The 17,066-nt window shown below is 67.3% G+C and carries 14 protein-coding genes; 2 read left to right on the plus strand and 12 right to left on the minus strand.

Annotated elements, in window-relative coordinates; translation table 11 throughout:
• Nucleotides 1-91 precede the first annotated feature (91 nt).
• The gene (locus tag ACNI14_RS08900; RefSeq protein WP_420519646.1) at nucleotides 92-589 is read left to right on the plus strand and encodes a flavodoxin domain-containing protein; all 498 of its coding nucleotides are present in this window, start codon (nucleotides 92-94) and stop codon (nucleotides 587-589) included.
• A gap of 96 nt (nucleotides 590-685) precedes the next feature.
• On the opposite strand, the gene ACNI14_RS08905 is transcribed toward ACNI14_RS08900, so the two are convergent.
• From ACNI14_RS08905 to ACNI14_RS08920, 4 genes are all read right to left on the minus strand, one after another.
• Nucleotides 686-2,608, minus strand: coding sequence for a glycoside hydrolase family 127 protein (locus ACNI14_RS08905; RefSeq protein WP_420519647.1), 1,923 nt, complete (start codon nucleotides 2,606-2,608; stop codon nucleotides 686-688).
• An 89-nt stretch (nucleotides 2,609-2,697) separates the two neighbouring features.
• Nucleotides 2,698-3,609, minus strand: coding sequence for a carbohydrate ABC transporter permease (locus ACNI14_RS08910; protein ID WP_420519648.1), 912 nt, complete (start codon nucleotides 3,607-3,609; stop codon nucleotides 2,698-2,700).
• Nucleotides 3,606-4,457, minus strand: coding sequence for a carbohydrate ABC transporter permease (locus tag ACNI14_RS08915; protein ID WP_420519649.1), 852 nt, complete (start codon nucleotides 4,455-4,457; stop codon nucleotides 3,606-3,608). Before ACNI14_RS08915 ends, ACNI14_RS08910 begins: the two co-directional genes overlap by 4 nt.
• Before the next feature lie 159 nt (nucleotides 4,458-4,616).
• Nucleotides 4,617-5,903: a sugar ABC transporter substrate-binding protein gene (locus ACNI14_RS08920; protein WP_420519650.1), complete on the minus strand. Its 1,287-nt coding sequence runs from the start codon at nucleotides 5,901-5,903 to the stop codon at nucleotides 4,617-4,619.
• A 309-nt stretch (nucleotides 5,904-6,212) separates the two neighbouring features.
• Here ACNI14_RS08920 and ACNI14_RS08925 point away from each other — a divergent pair, with 309 nt between their 5' ends.
• Nucleotides 6,213-7,181 (plus strand): LacI family DNA-binding transcriptional regulator, encoded by a 969-nt coding sequence (locus tag ACNI14_RS08925; RefSeq protein ID WP_420519651.1) that lies wholly within the window; start codon nucleotides 6,213-6,215, stop codon nucleotides 7,179-7,181.
• Between the two features lie 408 nt (nucleotides 7,182-7,589).
• Here ACNI14_RS08925 and ACNI14_RS08930 read toward each other — a convergent pair whose 3' ends face one another.
• The 8 genes from ACNI14_RS08930 to ACNI14_RS08965 form a co-directional block, all read right to left on the minus strand.
• A complete protein-coding gene (locus ACNI14_RS08930; RefSeq protein WP_420519652.1) occupies nucleotides 7,590-9,002 on the minus strand; it encodes an alkaline phosphatase family protein in 1,413 nt (470 codons plus the stop codon).
• Nucleotides 8,999-10,204: a metabolite traffic protein EboE gene (gene eboE / locus ACNI14_RS08935; protein ID WP_420519653.1), complete on the minus strand. Its 1,206-nt coding sequence runs from the start codon at nucleotides 10,202-10,204 to the stop codon at nucleotides 8,999-9,001. The genes ACNI14_RS08930 and eboE overlap by 4 nt, the downstream gene beginning before the upstream one ends.
• A gap of 6 nt (nucleotides 10,205-10,210) precedes the next feature.
• The gene (locus ACNI14_RS08940; protein WP_420519654.1) at nucleotides 10,211-11,089 is read right to left on the minus strand and encodes a TatD family hydrolase; all 879 of its coding nucleotides are present in this window, start codon (nucleotides 11,087-11,089) and stop codon (nucleotides 10,211-10,213) included.
• Nucleotides 11,089-11,715, minus strand: a complete 627-nt coding sequence (locus ACNI14_RS08945; RefSeq protein WP_420519655.1) for an EboA domain-containing protein — start codon at nucleotides 11,713-11,715, stop codon at nucleotides 11,089-11,091. Before ACNI14_RS08945 ends, ACNI14_RS08940 begins: the two co-directional genes overlap by 1 nt.
• Nucleotides 11,712-12,590 (minus strand): sugar phosphate isomerase/epimerase family protein, encoded by an 879-nt coding sequence (locus ACNI14_RS08950; protein ID WP_420519656.1) that lies wholly within the window; start codon nucleotides 12,588-12,590, stop codon nucleotides 11,712-11,714. The genes ACNI14_RS08945 and ACNI14_RS08950 overlap by 4 nt, the downstream gene beginning before the upstream one ends.
• On the minus strand, nucleotides 12,587-13,477 hold the full coding sequence (locus tag ACNI14_RS08955; RefSeq protein ID WP_420519657.1) for an SCO3242 family prenyltransferase: 891 nt from the start codon (nucleotides 13,475-13,477) through the stop codon (nucleotides 12,587-12,589). Before ACNI14_RS08955 ends, ACNI14_RS08950 begins: the two co-directional genes overlap by 4 nt.
• Complete coding sequence (locus ACNI14_RS08960) at nucleotides 13,474-14,712, minus strand: inositol-3-phosphate synthase (RefSeq protein WP_420519658.1); 1,239 nt, start codon at nucleotides 14,710-14,712, stop codon at nucleotides 13,474-13,476. Before ACNI14_RS08960 ends, ACNI14_RS08955 begins: the two co-directional genes overlap by 4 nt.
• A 1,457-nt stretch (nucleotides 14,713-16,169) precedes the next feature.
• The gene (locus tag ACNI14_RS08965; protein ID WP_420519857.1) at nucleotides 16,170-17,003 is read right to left on the minus strand and encodes a VOC family protein; all 834 of its coding nucleotides are present in this window, start codon (nucleotides 17,001-17,003) and stop codon (nucleotides 16,170-16,172) included.
• Nucleotides 17,004-17,066 lie beyond the last annotated feature (63 nt).

Below are 17,066 nucleotides of genomic sequence, written 5' to 3' on the forward strand. Positions count from 1 at the left end.
GGTGACATAGGCCCTCGGGCCTGGGGACATAGGTCCCTGGCAAGGGCCGATGCGCGGGCTCAGACTGGTATCACCCAGTCAGGAGGTCGTCATGAAGGTTCTCGTCACTACCGGTTCCAAGTACGGGTCCACCCGCGAGGTGGGCCGTGCCATCGCGGATGAGCTCATCGAGCTCGGCTTCGAGGTGGACTTTCAGGACGCCTGCGACGTGCTTGGCGTGCACTTCTACGACGCGGTCGTAGTCGGCAGCGCCGTGTACGGCGGGATGTGGCGTCGCGACGCCGCGGAACTGGTCCGCGACCACGTGATCGACCTGCACGAGCGCGAGGTATACATGTTCTCGGTGGGCATGGAGCCCATCGTGCGTCCCGGGCAGCCACTCGACGAGGCCGAGGCGCTGGCGCGCGACGTCAACGCGAACGAGCACGTGCGCTTCCCGGGTTGCCTCCAGTGGGACCGCCTGAACGTGGGGGAGAGGGCCATCATCCGTGCCCTCAACCCGCCCAAGGGAGACTTCCGCGACTTCGAGGAGATCCGCGACTGGGCGCAGCGTGTCGGAGCCAAGTTGAGGATGGTCGCCGCCGTCTGAGGGCGGGCACGGCCGTGGCCGCGACACTTGCCCCGTCACATGACAGGGGAGGGCGCGGTGCCGATTATGTCGAGACCGCGACCGCTCCACCTTCCCCTATGGCGCCTCTGTGGCGACGTCGGCGTCCAAGGGGATCCATACCCGCATCGTCGACGAGCCCCTGTTGCCCCACTGGTGATAGGGCCGCAACGGCACATCCACCGTGTCAGCACTCGCGGAGGCCGCATTGCCCGATTCGAAAGGCCACGCTCGGTCCGGAAGCGCTATCGTCCTCATCCCGACCGTGACCTGGGTGGCACCTTCGTCGCGGATCCCGCCTGCGACGCGTAGCTGGTCGACGACGTCGATCGACGGGACGTCGACCGATTCGACGCACAACACCAGTGGCCCGCGCTCGAAGGCGACCTGACCGCGCAGCGCATCCATCCGCACATCGGGCAGGGTCATGCGCGTGCGCATCGGCAGGCTGAGCACCACGGTGTCTCCAACCTCGAACGACTCGGTGACTGTCGCCAGGCCGGGATTCACCCGCTCCGCGGCTCCCGCGACGGTCAACGTCGCGCCCTCGGCCCATGCCGGCACCCGCATCGCGAGCGTCCACGGCGTATCGAGCGTCTCGGTCACGGTGAAGGCCACCTCACCGCCATCGGGGTAGTCGGTCTCGACGTCCACGGCCACAGGCCCTGCGTCAAGCTCAGCGCGCACCGACCCGGTCGCGTACTGGTAGATGTGCAGCGCATCGACCGTGGATGCCGCGAAGTAGCTGGACAGTGACGCCACGGTCCGCGCCACATTGGTGGGGCAGCAGCTCACTGCGAACCACGGCGCTCGCATGCTGGCGGCGGCGCGCGGCGAGACGGCGTCTGGCTCAGGCACCACGCCGGGCTCGCGCTGGTGAAGCGTGTTTGCGTAGAAGAAGCTGCGACCGTCCTCTCCAGGTGATGTGGCGAGCACGTTGAAGAGAGTGCGCTCGATCACATCGGCATAGCGGACGTCTCCGGTCGCGAGAAGCAGTCGGTAGTTCGCCATGATCGATCCGATGCCCGCACAGGTCTCGGCGTAGGCCCGGTCAGAAGGCAGCTCGAAATCGGAGCCGAACGACTCTCCCTCGTGGTGAGCCCCCATGCCGCCGGTGATGTACGTGCGACGCGCGAGCGTGGTCGCCATCTGCTGCTGGACGGCACCGAGCAGGAGGTCGTCCCCGCTCTCGATCGCGACGTCGACCGCCCCGGCCGCCAAGTAGGTGGCCCGCACCGCGTGTCCGCGCAGCACGGTGGACTCGTGGATGGGCTCGTCGTCCTGGTAGTAGGCGCGCCCGAATTCGATGTCCTCCAGCAGGCCGTGGCCACGACGATGCACGAACAGTCGGGCCTGATCCAGGTAGCGCTGCTCGCCGGTGAGTCGACCGAGCTCGACCAGCGCGGGCTCGATCTCCGCATGCCCGCCCACAGCCTGAAGGCCGCCCTCACCGAAGGTGTCGCACACGTGATCAGCCGCGCGACAGGCCATGGCCACGAACCGGTCGTGGCCCGTGGTGCGTGCGCGCGCGACCGCGGCCTGGAACAGGTGGCCGAAGCAGTACAGCTCGTGCCCCCACTCGAAGTTGGAGTAGCGCGGCTGCTGTCCCGGACGGCCGAATCTGGTGTTGAGGTAGCCGTCCTCCTCCTGCACCGGCAGGATGCGATCCACGAGCGCCTCGAAGCGGGCGTCGAGATCCTCGTCGCCGGTGCGGCCGATCTCCCATGCCATCGCCTCCATCAGCTTGAAGACATCGGAGTCGGAGAACTCACGCCCCCGACGGGCCTCGGGAAGTCTCCCCTCGACGGCGGCGTCGAAGTTGCCGATCCACCCCAGGCGTTCCATCCAGTCTTCGCAGTGACGAATCATCGCAGACGCGTTGAGTGACTGCAGCTGAGCCCAGAAGCCGTCTGCAATGACTGCATCGGCCATCCCAATGGGACGCAGGGCGCCACGGCTCGGCTGCACGGGAAGGGCGGTGGTGTGGACCTCGTTCGTCACGGTGAATCTCTCCTAGTGGGTGGGTCAAGATGCGATGGGGGGTGTTGTCAGGTGGGGCAGTCTTGCGTCGACGACGCTCGTCCCGATCCTCACTTCACCGCTCCGAGGGTGAGCCCCTCGCGCAGCAGGCGGTACGTGAACACGAACAGCAGCATGATCGGGATCGACGTGATGACGGCGAGCGCCATCAGTCCTGGCCAGTCGATGCCGAATGCGGAGACCTGCTGCGCCAGCAACGCGCTGAGGGGGTAGTTGCCGGGGGTCTGGAAGAAGTTGATGGCATACAGGAACTCGCCCCATGCCAGGAGGAAGACGAGAGTGCCGGTCGTGGCGATGCCGTTTCGCGAGATCGGCAGCATGACCGACCAGAAGGTGCGGAAGGTGTTGGCTCCATCGAGCGACGCGGCCTCCTCAAGCGCGGGAGGTACCGCCCGGAAGAACGGGCGCATCAACAGCACCGCGAACGGGACGAGCAACGCCGTGTCGGCGATGATGACACCGATGTTGCGGTCCAACAGTCCCCAGCTCGCGAAGATCTGATACAGCGGGATCACGTTGGACGTCTGCGGCAGCATCTGCAGCACGATCAACGTCCCCAAGCCGATAGTCGTGACCCGCGAGTCCACGCGCGCCAGGCCGTAGCCGGCAGGGATCGCAATCGCGAGAGACAGCACCGTCGTGCCCGCCGCGATCACGAAAGACTGCTGGAGTGCGGTGTAGAGGCCCGAGTCACCCAGTGCCTTGGTGTAGGCGTCGAGCGTGGGGCTGAACAGCAACGAGGACTGCGAGGAGATCACCTGGCTTGGCGACTTCAGCGACGTGAGCAGGATCCAGAACAAGGGGATCCCGTACATGAGGAACAGCACCACGCGCAGCGGAGAGGCGACGGGCTCCTTGAGGCGCAGCCGTGCGCGCAGGCCACTCTCCTGGTGTGTCGCGGGGTTGCCAGAGGGGGCGGTGCCCAGGCCCCTTGCTACGGGCGAAGCGGGTGTGCGGCTCATGAGTGGGCCTCCTCTCGTCGCACGCTGCGGGCATAGAGCACCGCCAGGATGACCACCATGAGCACCGCAACCACTGCAGTGGAGGCGCCCAGCCCGAAGTCGAACCTGACGAATGCCTGGACGTACCCCAAGAACGGGAGCGTGGTGGTGGCCGTGCCGGGGCCCCCAAAGGTCATGACGTAGATGAAGTCGAATGAGCGGAATCCATAGACCACGGTGAGGACCGTCAGCACCAGGGTGGTGGGCTTGACCATGGGCACCACGATGTGGCGGATCTCGCCCCATCTGCTCGCACCGTCCATGCGTGCGGCTTCGAAAACCTCCGAGGGAATGCCCATGATGGCGGCTCTGAACACGAGTGCGTTGAATGGCACCACCGCCCAGGCATTGACCAACGCGACCGAGTAGAGGGCGATCGAGTCATCGAACAGGAACGGGATCACCTGGTCACGTAGACCGGTGTCCAACGCCACTGAATTGAAAAGCCCTGTGCTGCCCAGCAGGAACTTCCACACCGACCCGTTGACGACTGGAGGGAGCGCCCAGATGAAGACGAGCATCGCAAGGATGAACCCTGTCCAACGTCCACTCTTGGCGAGCAGGATCGCCGCGGCGAGACCGATCGCCAGCCCTAGGACTGTCACGATCGAGACGAAGACGACGGTGTTGAGCGTGGCATCCCCGAACGCATCACCTGCGAGGTTTGTCTCGAGGTTCTGCGTGCCGGTGAACTCCCACGACTCATTGAGCGTGGACACGCTCACGTCGCTCACGCTCATGCGGAGCAACTGCACCAGGGGGAACAGGGAGAACAAGGCGAGGAACAGCGCCGCCGGGGCCGCGAACATGAGTTGCTTGCGGCGCGTGGATCTACGGAAGCGGGAGATTCCCCCTCCCGGCCCGGCGCGGCCGGAGCCGCGCCGGGTGGGTCGAGTTGACTGCGGAGCAGTGGTGACCATGGGGAATAGCCTCCTTTGGCTACGGATCAACTCGAGCAGGGGGGTGGTCTACAGCAGTCCGCTGAGCGTGTCGATCACACTCTGTGCTGCTTCTTCGGGTGTGATCTGTCCGCCGATGACGGCGCTCCATACCTGACCGACCTCGAGCTGCTGGTCTGCGACTGCCTCTGGCGGAACCGCCGGCGCCGGGTAGTTCGCACCACTGTTCTCGATCGTGGCGGCGAAGCCCTCAAGGAGGGGATTACCGGTGACGACCTCGTCCTGTGCTGCGTCGGCACGAGCAGGAATGCTCCCCACCAATTCGGCGGCCAACAGCTGACCCTCCTGGCTGTAGTACGTCTCCTGCAGGTACTGCCAAGCGAGGTCGGGGTTCTCGGAGAATGCGCCGACACCTTGCCCCTCGCCACCGAGGTAGACCTTTCCGGTGTCGCCCACGGGGAGCGGAACCACGCCGTACTCGAATTCAGCCGTGGTCTCGGCGGTGCCGATCTGCCAGTTGCCGTTCTCGGCGAATGCCACATCGCCCGCGGCCCAGGTCTGGAAGGGCACTGTCTGGTCCCACGTCACGGCCTCTGCGGTGAGAGCGCCCGAGGCGGTCCAGTCCTGGATCATCGTGAAGGCGTCCGCGAGCGGCTGTGCCTGCGGGTCCTCATAGGAGAAGCCGTAGGACGTCAGCCACGGGTATGCCTGCCACTCGCCTTGCGAGTTGGGAAGTCCCGACAGGGTGATGCCGCCGTAGCCAGCCTCAACCACTGCGTCGAGGGCGGTGTTGAGCTCGTCCATGGTCTCGGGCGGCTCCACCCCGACCTCGGCCAGGATGTCGGCGTTGTACCAAAGACCCAAGAGGTTCACGTAGCCCTGCACGGCATAGGCAGAGTCGTCGAGGCTGTGGACCACGGACTCAGGGAACTCGGACGCGTCCTCGAACCCGGCCCAGTAGTCGTCGAGCGGGGCCAGCGCGTCGCCGAGCACGAGAGTGCTCGCCTCTGCGCCGTTGAAGACCACAACGTCCGGACCGGATTCGGTGCTCGCGCTCGTGATCAGTTGGGAGTTCATCTGGTCGTAGGGGACGAACACGTTCTCGACTGTGACGCCCTCATTGTTGCTCTCGAATAGTTCTTTGTACTCGTCCATGAGCTGGACCTGGTTGTCGGCGCTGAAGTAGTGCCAGACCGTGAGGTTCTGCTCTTCCACAGGGCCACCGTCGCTGGCCCCATCGTTCTCGTCGGTGGTGCCACCGTCAGGCGTGCATCCGGCGAGGACGAGGGCGCCTGTCGCGATGGCTGCGCCTGCCAGGGCCGTGCCGCGCCGGCGTGAGGAGTGATGATGTCTCATGTGCCTTCCTGCCTCTAATCGTCGTTGATGTGCAGTGCTTCGGCCAGGCAGCGATACCGAACCGACCCGGAGCGGAAACAGTCCGCAACGGGTTTCTGAAACGTAACACCCGGTTGGGGGCTCGTCAACTGCCACGCCGCGCAGGTGATTGCGAAACATCCGAAACTCCGGGCATAATGGCGCTGTCCGCAGGCAGTTTGTCCGGCAATCCCGATGTCAGGAAGAGGAAACGACGTGTCAGTCACCTCGCGATCAGATGCATCCGACACATCGGACGACCCCGGGAAGGCGAGGGTGACCCTGAGGGACGTGGCCCAGCTCGCCGGTGTATCCATCGGAACTGCTTCGAAGGCACTGAATGATCGCGCGCACGTGCGCGCCTCGACACGCCAGCGCGTGGTCGACGCTGCCGAACACCTGCGATTTCATCCCAATGAACTTGCTCGTGGGCTCTTCGCGGGCCAGACCGGCACTGTCGGCCTCATTACGGGTGACCTCGAGGGCCGCTTCTCCTTGCCCATCCTGATGGGGGCCGAGGACGCGTTCGGAACCGGCCGGGTATCGGTGTTCCTCTGCGACGCGCGCGGTGACGCGATCCGAGAGCAGTTCCACCTCAATGCACTCTTGCGCCGCAACGTCGACGGCATCATCGTGGTGGGTGCTCTCACGAATGCCCGGGAACCTATCGCGATGGAGTTTCCCGTGCCCGTGGTGTACGCGTATGCACCGTCCGCGGACCCCCGCGATGTGTCGGTCGTGCCCGACGACGTCGGCGCCGGAGCCGATGCCACGCGCTACCTGCTCAACCAGGGCCGCACCCGCATCGCGCACATCTCGGGCGACGTGGGATACACCGCCGCGCAGGAGCGCGCCCAGGGCGTGCGGGAGGCTCTCGCAGAGCGCGGCCTCGGCCTGATAGACGACACTGTGCACTTTGGCAGCTGGTCAGAACACTGGGGCCGCTCCGTCACGGAGCGCCTGATAGCCCGATACCCCGACCTAGACGGGATCGTCTGCGGAAACGACCAAATCTCGCGTGGCGCGCTGGACGCCCTTCAACGGGCCGGGTGGGATGTGCCCTCGCGTGTGGCACTGCTGGGCTTCGACAATTGGGAGGTCCTGACGACCGGTCCCCGCCCACAACTGACGAGCGTTGACTTGAACTTCGAGAGGGTTGGACGCGAAGCGGCGCGGTTGCTCTTCGAGATGATGAGCGGCACGGTCGAACCCGGAGTGCGACTCATCAGCTCGAGCATCGCCACGCGTGAGAGCGCATAGGAGCGTCGAGAGTGTCGGCCTAAATGCTCGCCGCAGCTCGGATCGTTCTCCGACCTGTGGCGGACGCTCAGCCAGGGCAGTCAACGCGATCCTCGTGACAGGTCCCGTCATGCGCACATGGCAGCACACCCGTCCTTCGTCGTTCCCGGATGGATCGGCCCAGCGCCGTTCACCTCACGTGCGAAAGCGACTGCATCGCCGCCAACGCGCCTACGGGCCTTCCTGGACACTTCCAGCGTGACCGCCTGTGCGTGGGTGACAGGAGGCTCATTCGGCCCCTCACCCCGCCAGAGGCCTCGAGGTCGTCTGCGATCGCGCTCATCATTGGCGCCAAGCCACAGTCGCAGCCTCAGTTGCCTGTGGCCGCGGGGCTACGGCAATCACACCATGCGCGGGCAAGCATCCCCTCTACCGACGTATGCCTTGCAAATCCAAGACGAGGCTCTTGATCGCGGACGCGGGCACCTGGTCGTGATCGGAAGAGACCTGTCCGGCCACGGACACGGGCACGTCCGGGTCTGAGCACAGCACCAGGGGAGTGTCAGCCGAGGAGGTCGGCAACCGCCCGTGTGTGCCGCGCACCCACGTGGCGTCCAGCGGCACGGTGCTCATGGCGTACCGCAGGCCCGCCTTCTTCTTCAGCAGGTTCGCGGCCGCCTTCGCCTTGGCCAACCGGTCATCGGGATTGAAGAACAGCTCGGCCGGGTCGTATCCAGGCTTGCGGTGGATATCCACCCCGCGCGCGTACTCGGGAGCCCGGTCATCGTCCTGCCAGAAGTAGTAGGTGAACCACGCGCCAGGTTCTGCGACCACCACGAGGTCGCCGGCGCGCTCGTGATCCAGGCCGTAGCGCGCCTGGGCCTCCCGGTCCAGCACCTCGTCCACACCCGGCAGATCGCGCAGCAGCGCACTCACCCGCCGGCGCAGCGCGTCGTCGTGCGCGTCGCCGAGGTAGACATGCGCCACCTGGTGGTCGGCGACCGCGAAAGCGCGCGACGTCCATGGATCCAACTGCTCCTTACCGTCCTGGACGTACACCTCGAGCAGGCCCGCGTCGCGAAGCGCCCGGTTGACGTGCACCGGCTGCGAGGCGTCGGCGATCCCGTACTCGGAGACCGCGAGCACGGTGATCCCGCGCTCCTCGCACTCATCCAGCAGCGGAGCCAGTGCCTGGTCGAGTTCCGCCGCAGCGGCGTGCGCCTGGGCCGACGTGGGGCCGAAGCGCTGCAGGTCGTAGTCCAGGTGCGGCACGTAGGCCATGGTCAGATCGGGCGCCTTCGTACGGATGATGTGCTGCGTGGCGGAGACGATCCATCGCGACGAGGCGATCGATGCCGTGGGACCCCAGTAGGTGAACAGCGGAAAATCGCCCAGGTTCGTCATCAGCTCGTCGTGCAGCTCGGGCGGGCGCACGTAGGCATCCGGCGACTTGCGGCCGTCGGCGTGGTAGATCGGGCGAGGCGTGACCGTCGCGTCGGTCGTCATCCCCATCGCGTACCACCAGCACACATTCGCTGCGGTGTAGCCGGGCTGCGCCGCGCGCGCGCTCTCCCACAGCTTCTCTCCGGAGACGAGCTTGTTGTGCTGGCGCCACAGGTACACATCGCCCAGCTCGCGGAAGTACCAACCGTTGCCGACGATGCCGTGCTGAGCAGGAGATGCCCCCGTCAGCATCGTGGATTGCACGCTGCAGGTGACGGCCGGAAGCACGGTCGCGAGTTCGCTGCTCCAGCCGCCCGCCGCCATTCGGGACAACCGGGGCATGTGGGCGAGAGCATCGGCGGTCAGTCCGACGACGTCGAGCAGCAGGACGGGTCTCATGGAGTGGTCTCCTTCTGGTCGCTGAGCAGGTTCGCGCGGGCCCACCGCAGCTCGGCCGCGATTCCCTGGGCCAGTGACTCCGTGGCGTCCGGAAGGACAGACCACGTGTAGGTCTCGATGTCGAGGTGAGCCTCGTCGCCGTGAGGCGCGGCGCGCACGGCCGCCACCGCATCTCGCAGCACATCCGTGGTGGCGGCGAGCGGGGCGACGGGCTCGTGGTGCAGGGGCACATGAAAGTGGACGCGCCACGGGCCGCGCGCGGGCAAGGGTGATGCGTCGAGCCGAGCGTCAGCGGGGGAGGCGGCGCCGCCCAGCGCCTGGGGAAGGTCGTCGCGCTTCAGCACCTCTCCAGCTGCGTCGAGTTCGCGCACCTGGTGCACGTAGCGCGTCTCGGCGAAGGCGTCGACGGCACGTCGCGCCTCGGCGGTGCCGGGATCCTCGACGTGAAGCGCCGCCGAGGCCTGAACCTTCACCACACGCAGCCCGGCATCGGTAATGCGGCGCACCGTCGCGGCGGTGCCCGCTCGCTGATCCGCGAAGGACACCGCCAGGTGGCAGGTGTCCAGACAGACTCCGATGAAGTCCGGATCCACTCGGTGCGTGCCGTCATCGGCAGAGCCGCCGGTGCGGGCCTCGAGCCATGCGACCACGTCCTCGACGTCGTCGAGCGTGCACCCGGGCTCCGGCTCGATCGCGAGCCTCACCACGCGCCCCGTCCGTTCGGCGAGGGACTTGAGGTCCTGGCTCAGGGTGGCGAGCGCGCGGGCTGCGGCGTCATCGTCCTCGGCCGTCCAGGACGTCCGCCAGCCCAGCGGCAGCGTCGAGATGGACCCCGCGACGCCCTCGGGAAGCAGGTCCGCCAGGACGCGAGCACTCGCCTGCGTGTAGGCGAGCCGCTCGGGCTCTGCCCACGTGGGCGTGTAGACGTCCAGCTTGACCACGTCGCGGTGGAAGCCGCCGTACGGGAAGGCATTGAGGGTGTGGACCTGCAGACGCTGCTCAGCGAGGACCGCGCGCAGTCTCGCGCGGTCCTCTGCGCTGGCGTCCAGTTGGTGTGCCAGTGCGGCCGGCATCCACAGCCCCACCCCGAGTGTCTCCAGGCCGGCGGCCTCGCGGACCGGCGCAGCGTAGGTGACGAGCTGGTCGATCACTCCATCCAGATCCTCGGCGGGGTGGACATTCGTGCAGTAGGACAGCAGCACCGAGGCCTACTTTCGCGGGCCGCGGAGCACTGATGAGCCCTCGAACTCGACGCCCGCCGCCGGTGGTTCGCCCGGCTGAAAGCCCGGGACCGGGTCGAGAATGAGATTGTTCGACTGGGCGTAGAACTCGACCGGATTGCGCCACAGCACGCGATCGACGTCGTCCTCACTGAACCCGGCGGCCAGCATCGCCTTGCCCGCCGCCAAGGTCTTCAAGGGGTCGGATCGGCCCCAGTCGGCGGCGGAGTTGACGATCATGCGGTCGAGTCCGTACTCGGACAGGATCGACACCATGCGGTCGGGATCCATCTTGGTGTCGGGATAGATGGAGAACCCTGCCCAGGCACCAGATTCGAGCACCAGCTCCACGTTGGTCTCGTTGAGGTGGTCGACGAGCACCATCTCCGCGGGGACACCGGACTCTCGCACCACATCCAGGGTGCGGCGGGTGCCCGCCAGCTTGTCTCGGTGCGGGGTGTGGACCAGCACGGGCAGCTCGGCGTCGAGCGCCATCTGCATCTGCTGTGCGAAGACCTCGTCCTCTTCGGGGGTCATCGAGTCGTAGCCGACCTCGCCCACCGCGACCACTCCGTCCTTGAGAAGATAGCGAGGAATCTCACTCAGAACCTCTCGGCAGCGAGGATCGTTCGCCTCCTTGGGGTTCAGGGCGATCGTCGCGTGGTGGCGAATGCCGAACTGAGCGGCACGGAACCGCTCCCATCCCACGAGGCTGTCGAAGTAGTCGAGGAACGAGCCGACGTTGGTGCGGGGCTGTCCGAGCCAGAACGCGGGCTCCACGAGCGCGCGCACGCCGGCGGCGTACATGGCCTCATAGTCGTTCGTGGTGCGGCTGGTCATGTGGATGTGTGGGTCAAAGATGCGCATCATGCGCTCCTTTCGCTGGTGAGACGGGATACGTCCTCGGGTACCGGTCTTCCCGCGGCGCGGCGTTCGGAGGCAAAGTCCCGCGCCATTCTCGCCACTTCGGAGTCCCGTCGTTCGTCGAGCTGGGCGACGGCGTCCAAGCTCACGCCCATGAACACCAGCTTCAGCACTGCATGTCGCCACGTGTGCTGGTCGAGGTGCGCGGCGGCGAACGGCCCCACGGCGGCCGCCACGAGGGCCTCCTCGTTGGCGCGCAGGGCTTCGGCCACCAGGTCCACGCCGACCTTCGCCACGTCCTTCGGCATCTCGGCGCCGTGGTCCACGACGGCGTCCAGTCCCCGCAGCACTCCGCGGCGCTCGGCGCTGTCGCCCAGTCGGTAGAGGTCATCCAGCACCGGCGCGGCCCGGTCGCCGGACGTCTCGACCAGGGCGAGAACGAGTCGCGCCCGAGCCGCGTCCTCGATCCCGCCATGCACCACGCCCAGCGGATCAGATTCGGGCTGGACGGGGCCGCGGCCGACCTTCCTGCCTGCCAGGGCGAACGCGCGGGTCACGGTGGTCGGGTCGCTCCGGACGTCTTGCTGTGCTTGTGCCAGCCACTGGTCGCCGCTTGCGTTGTCGCTCATGCTTGGCCCTCCCGAGGTTCTCTGTCATCCCATGCCTGGCGCAGGGCGCCCATGCTGCGGCGCGCCAGTCCAGGCGCGTCGTACGAGTGGCGTGGCAGTTCCACGGCCGCCACCGCCCGGTAGTCGATCTCGGCGAGTGTGCGCATCACCAATGGCAGGTCGATCTCGCCCTCGCCGAACGGGCGATGCTCGTGGTGGGTGTGCGGCATGTCGTCGAGCTGGACGTTCATGAGGTGGTCGGCGGCGGCCCGCAGGGCGCCGACCACGCCTTCGGGCTCGACGACGAGGCAGTGACCGACATCGACGGTGATGCCGAGTTCGGGCGGTGTGCCGAGGGAGGACAGGACGTCGAGCGCGTCGCTCACGGTCTCCACGAGCATTCCGGGCTCAGGCTCGAGACTCAGCGCGACGTCGTGCGCGCGTGCATGCTCGACGAGCAGCGGCAGCCGCTCCAGGAGCAGTGCGCGGCCGTGGTCCGGGCTCACGCCCTCGGGCAGCACTCCGGAGAAGAACGACACGCACCGTGCCTTCAGCACGGCTGCGATCTCGATCGCTCGCTCCATGTATGCCATGCGGGCCTGCGCGTCGACGTCGACCAGCGTCGGCCGGTGCTTGCGGTACGGATCCAGCAGGAATCGGGTGCCGGTCTCGATCACCACCGCCATGCCGGTGCCGCCGCGCATGCCCTCCAAGCGCTGGCGAAGCTGCGCGGCGTGCGTTGCCCAGTCGGGGCCGAATGGATCGAGGTGGGGGAATCCAAGCGTGAGCGCGACCGCGTCGTAGCCCTCGTTCTCCAGAACGTCCAGGGCATCCTCGAGGGGGTGATCCGTGAAGCCGTTCGTGCCGTAGCCCAAGGCGAAGGGTCGGGGGGTCACGTCTCACTGACCTTCCGCTTGGACCGGCTGCGCAGCACGCGCCCCGCGATCTCGACGCCCGCCAGGAACACGGCGCTGCCGACGCTGCCGGCACGCGCAGCCCACGCGGCCTGCAACGGCACCATGGCACGGACGCCCTGGCGTGTTGCGGTGCGGGCGCGGGGGCCGGTGGGCTCGCGCGCGGCGGCTACCTGGTCTGGCAGGCACGTCCACACGTACGCGGCGCTGGCGAGTGCGGTCGTCGTCGCCTGTCGCGCGGGGCGCCGCACGGCGCCCGCGAGCAGAGCGACGGCGCCACCGGCGGTCACGGTGCTCGCCGTCGCCGCCGTCGCGACAGTCGTGCCGTGCACCTCGCCTCGGGACACCATGGTGATGGCGGCGGTGTGCGCGGCGATGCCCGCTGCAGGTGGCAGCGCGGATCGCAGATGACCGACGCCGGCGCCCATGAGCACATCGAGGCCGCGGCATGCGGCCATCACGACGGGTCCGCTGGGATGCTCCTTGGCCACGGTGTCGTAGGCCCAGATGCAACCGGCGAGCGGCACCGCCACGGCGAGCGCACGCGCGCCGCCGGCCGCGGCCGCAATGGCGAGGCCGGCTCCCGTGAGGCCGGTGGCGACGGCCAGAGCGTGACGGGCCGTGATGCGCCCGGAGGGAATGGGTCGTTCGGGCCGTTCGCGCGCGTCGAGCTCACGGTCGGCGTAGTCGTTGAGCGCCATCCCGCCCGCGTACAGGCACGCGGACGCGAGGGGCATCATCGCGGTGCGCCACGTCACCGGCCTTCCACTTGCGGCTCGACCCACGAGGGTGTCGCCGAGCACTGACAGCACCGCAGGCGCGCGGACGAGCTCCAGGTGGTCGTGCAGTGCGGTGTCTGCGCCGCTCACGAGTGGTGGGCGTTCGAATTCACGAGCTGAGAGGCCTCCTCGACCCACTCAGTGAGCTCGCGTGTCTGCCCGGCGAAGTCGTGAGTGTCGCTGCTCCACGGGTCCTTGAAGAAGAACCCGAGGGCGGCGACGGGACCAGCGTGGCCGGCGCCTCCGGCGAGGGACAGCAGCCGGGCAAGGTCGAGCACCAGGGGAGCGGCGAGCATGGAGTCGTATGCGGACCAGGTGGTCTGCAACGTCAGCCGCGAGCCGAGGAACCCTTCCACGTGCACGTGATCCCAGGCCACCTTGGTGTTGCCGAGGTCCGGGACGTTGTCGATGTGCAGCGGCGTGACCTCGCTGCCGGTCAGCGACTGCAGGCCCCGAGTCTTGGATGCCAGCTTGCTCTGCACCGCCACGGGGTCGGCCAGCGTCGCGCCGTCGCCGCCGCCAAGCAGGTTCGCGCCGGCCCATGAGAGGACCTTCAACCCACGCGCCGCGAAGGCGGGGGCGAGGATGGTGCGCAGCCACGTCTGACCGGTCTTGCCGTCCTGACCGGCGACGGGGATGCCCGCCTCCGTGGCCCATTCCATCAGCACCGGCAGGTTCATCCCCGCCGAGGGGGTGAAGCACGCGTACGGGGATCCGGCGAGGATCGCAGCGTAGGCGGTCACCGAGCTGGGGGGCAGCACTGCCCGCGACGGATCCGCAAGCGCCTCGCGCAGGGCGGGGGCATCAAAGAACTCGGGCGCGGCCTCGGGCACCGCCTCGGTGGAGGTGAGGTCCACCACCACCACGTGGTCCAACTCGTGGGCATCACGGAAGCTCGTGATGTCGTGCGCGAGCCGTTCCGCCGCGGCCTGCTGCGATTCCGCCGGCATTCCCGCCGGCATCATCGTCGTGTAGCCGGGACGCACCTGCGCGTCGGCGCGGGAGATCGCCTCCCGCGCTGCCTCCATGAGCTGCGGCGCGACCATCCCGTCCCTGACCAACGTCTCGGCACGTGCGACCATCGACACGTCGGTGACATCGTGACCTCCGACGACGATCTCGTCGAAGCCGGGCAGCGCCGCCTCTGTGAACGGTTCGCTGGCGGTGACGCAGCCCGTGGGCGCCGTGTGTCCGCCCGCGATCGCTGCGAGGCCGAGGGTCGCTGTGGTGGCGACCGATCCGCGAGCCCCCACCATCCACAGGCCCACGCGACCCGTCGACTTCCGGAGGGGGTTCGGCGTGGGGGTTGCCGTGGGGTCAGGCATGCCAGATTCGCTGGCTCCGCCATCGGATTGGTGCATCGTTACACTCCCGGTTTGGTCTCTGCCACGTGGTGGCAAGTCCTTCAAAACTCTGTGGCCATCATGTCGTCCCGTGGCGAGTGTTCGGACGTCTGTTGGCCGAAGACTCACCTTGAGAGAACTCAACCATACTTGCGATGATCCCCAATCAAAAGTCAGGCACGGCGCGGTCGTTTGCTGCCGTTCATGCGCGTAAGTGGCGGCCCGTCGCTCGACGCGGCACTCGACTCGGTGCTCGCGCATCGGACACGGTTCCGGGCAGCGCCGGTGCGTGTCGACTCCACCCTGCCGCGATTATCAGGGGCGACGGCCGCCTATGGCGACCGCCGCGGGCCCCGGACTCAGGCTCGCAGCCGTCGCGCGACACGGCGATCGGTGGCGCCGCGCGCACTGCACTGGGAAAAACAGGACCGCGTACTACGCGACCGTGCCAACGAGGCTGCGCACGACAGCGCCGCGCCACGACACGTCGCGGCCTGGGTCGATGCCAGCCCTACGCGCACGAGCTCACGACGGGGGAGCGGTGCCTCAGAACATATGCGCTGTGATTGCGAAGCGATGCTCACGCCCGCGACCAGCCTCGCAGCAACGGCCGCGCCCACGGTGACGGCAGTGAAAAGTCGTGGCACTTCGGTTTGCGCCCCCATTCGTCCAGGTATGTGTGCGTCATGGGGGCGCTGTGGACCCGTCAATGCGCACCGACGAAGTTCCGGCCATTCGCGAGTGAACGCGTGGGTGTCCGCTGAGGCGACGCCGCACCACTGTGAATGGTGGCTTTGCCCTACCGCCCTGCGACCATGCCGCGCTCGTGAGCAGACAGCAGTCGACTTCAGAGCCAGGACAGGGGAGTGTCTCGACCACGCCAATGATGGGGGAGCAGCAGTGACCATGAGACTGTCCGTCTCGGATTCGCACTGGTGTCTTGGTCGGCACCGAATGGTCCGGGGACGGTGTCCGACCCAGGCCTGGAGTCCTCTGCGGCAATTCCTCGCAGTCTGTATCAGCCTCGTACCGGTGAACACGGGTGGATCGCGAGTGGTGCCAGTCCGGAGCTCGAGATCGACCAGAGGGAGAGCGAACTGGAGGTCGTGCGACTTGGACCGGATCAAGAGAGCCTGAACCTTCCGATAGTCGGAACGAGCCTCGACGGCTCGAATCCAGGCGAACTCCTCCTCAGGGAGTTTCCTTCGGGTGCCGCCGTGTGGCTGCGCCTCGATTGGGTTGAGTCAACGGTTGCGGTGGCGTTCGGCTCGGACCGTGACGCCCTGGTCTCCGCAGGCGCAGGATTGCCGGCCTCGTTGCAGGGGACCGCATCGGCAGGCACGGCCCCGGAACGATGACCCCGCGCGGAACCCTCCCCACACCTAACTGACATAATGTGCATTATCGGCGTTAGGCAGTACGTCGGCACCGGAACCGGATCAGCCGCTGACCGACAGCTCGATTCGGTTGGCCCACGGGTCATCGAACGACACGGTGCGCCCGTCGTCGGCCAGCCCCACTCCGTAGTGCCGCAGCCTCTCTGAAGCCTCGTCAAGCGCATCGGCCGTCGGCACGTCGATGCGCACCAAGCCCAGACCCAACGCCGGTGCCCGCAGGCCCGCGCCACGCGAGCCCCAGACATTCATGGCCATGTGGTGGTGATATCCGCCAGCCGACACGAACAACGCCGAGCCGGAGAGTTCCGCTGTGGCGTCGAAACCCAGTTGGTTGACATAGAAAGCGCGAGCCGACTCCACGTCGCCCACGGACAGGTGCACGTGGCCCACGTGTGCCTTGGCCAAGCCGTCGCGCGCATCGGCCGTATCGGGCACCAGATGCTCGTTCAGGAACTCTTGCGGGTCCAGGCTCAGTACTGCCATCTCGACGCGGCCGTGTGTCCACGACCACGTGGTGCGATCCCGATCCCAGTACAGCTCGACGCCGTTGCCTTCAGGATCAGTCATGTAGAACGCCAGACTGACCAGATGGTCCGCGCTGCCCGTGTAGGTGCCCGGGTAGCGACGCGCGATCGAATACAGCGATCGTGCGAGTTCCGCGCGGGTGTCGAACACGATCGCCGTGTGAAAGAGCCCTGCCGAGCCTGGCCTGGCCCACGGCAGATCGGGCGCGTGCTCCAGGATCACCACCGGCACGCCGTGACGCCCCAGGATCGCCGCTCCGTCCGACTCCGCGATCACGTCCAGCAGCACGCCGTCACGGTAATACGCGATCATCGCGTCGAGGTCGTTGACTTTGAGCGTGACCGCACCCATGCCGGTGTCACGTGCGAGTCTGTCGTCGGAGTTCACTTCGGGTCCCTTCGGCGGCTACGTCTG

It is taken from the genome of Demequina pilifera, assembly GCF_048814985.1.
Taxonomy (GTDB): domain Bacteria; phylum Actinomycetota; class Actinomycetes; order Actinomycetales; family Demequinaceae; genus Demequina.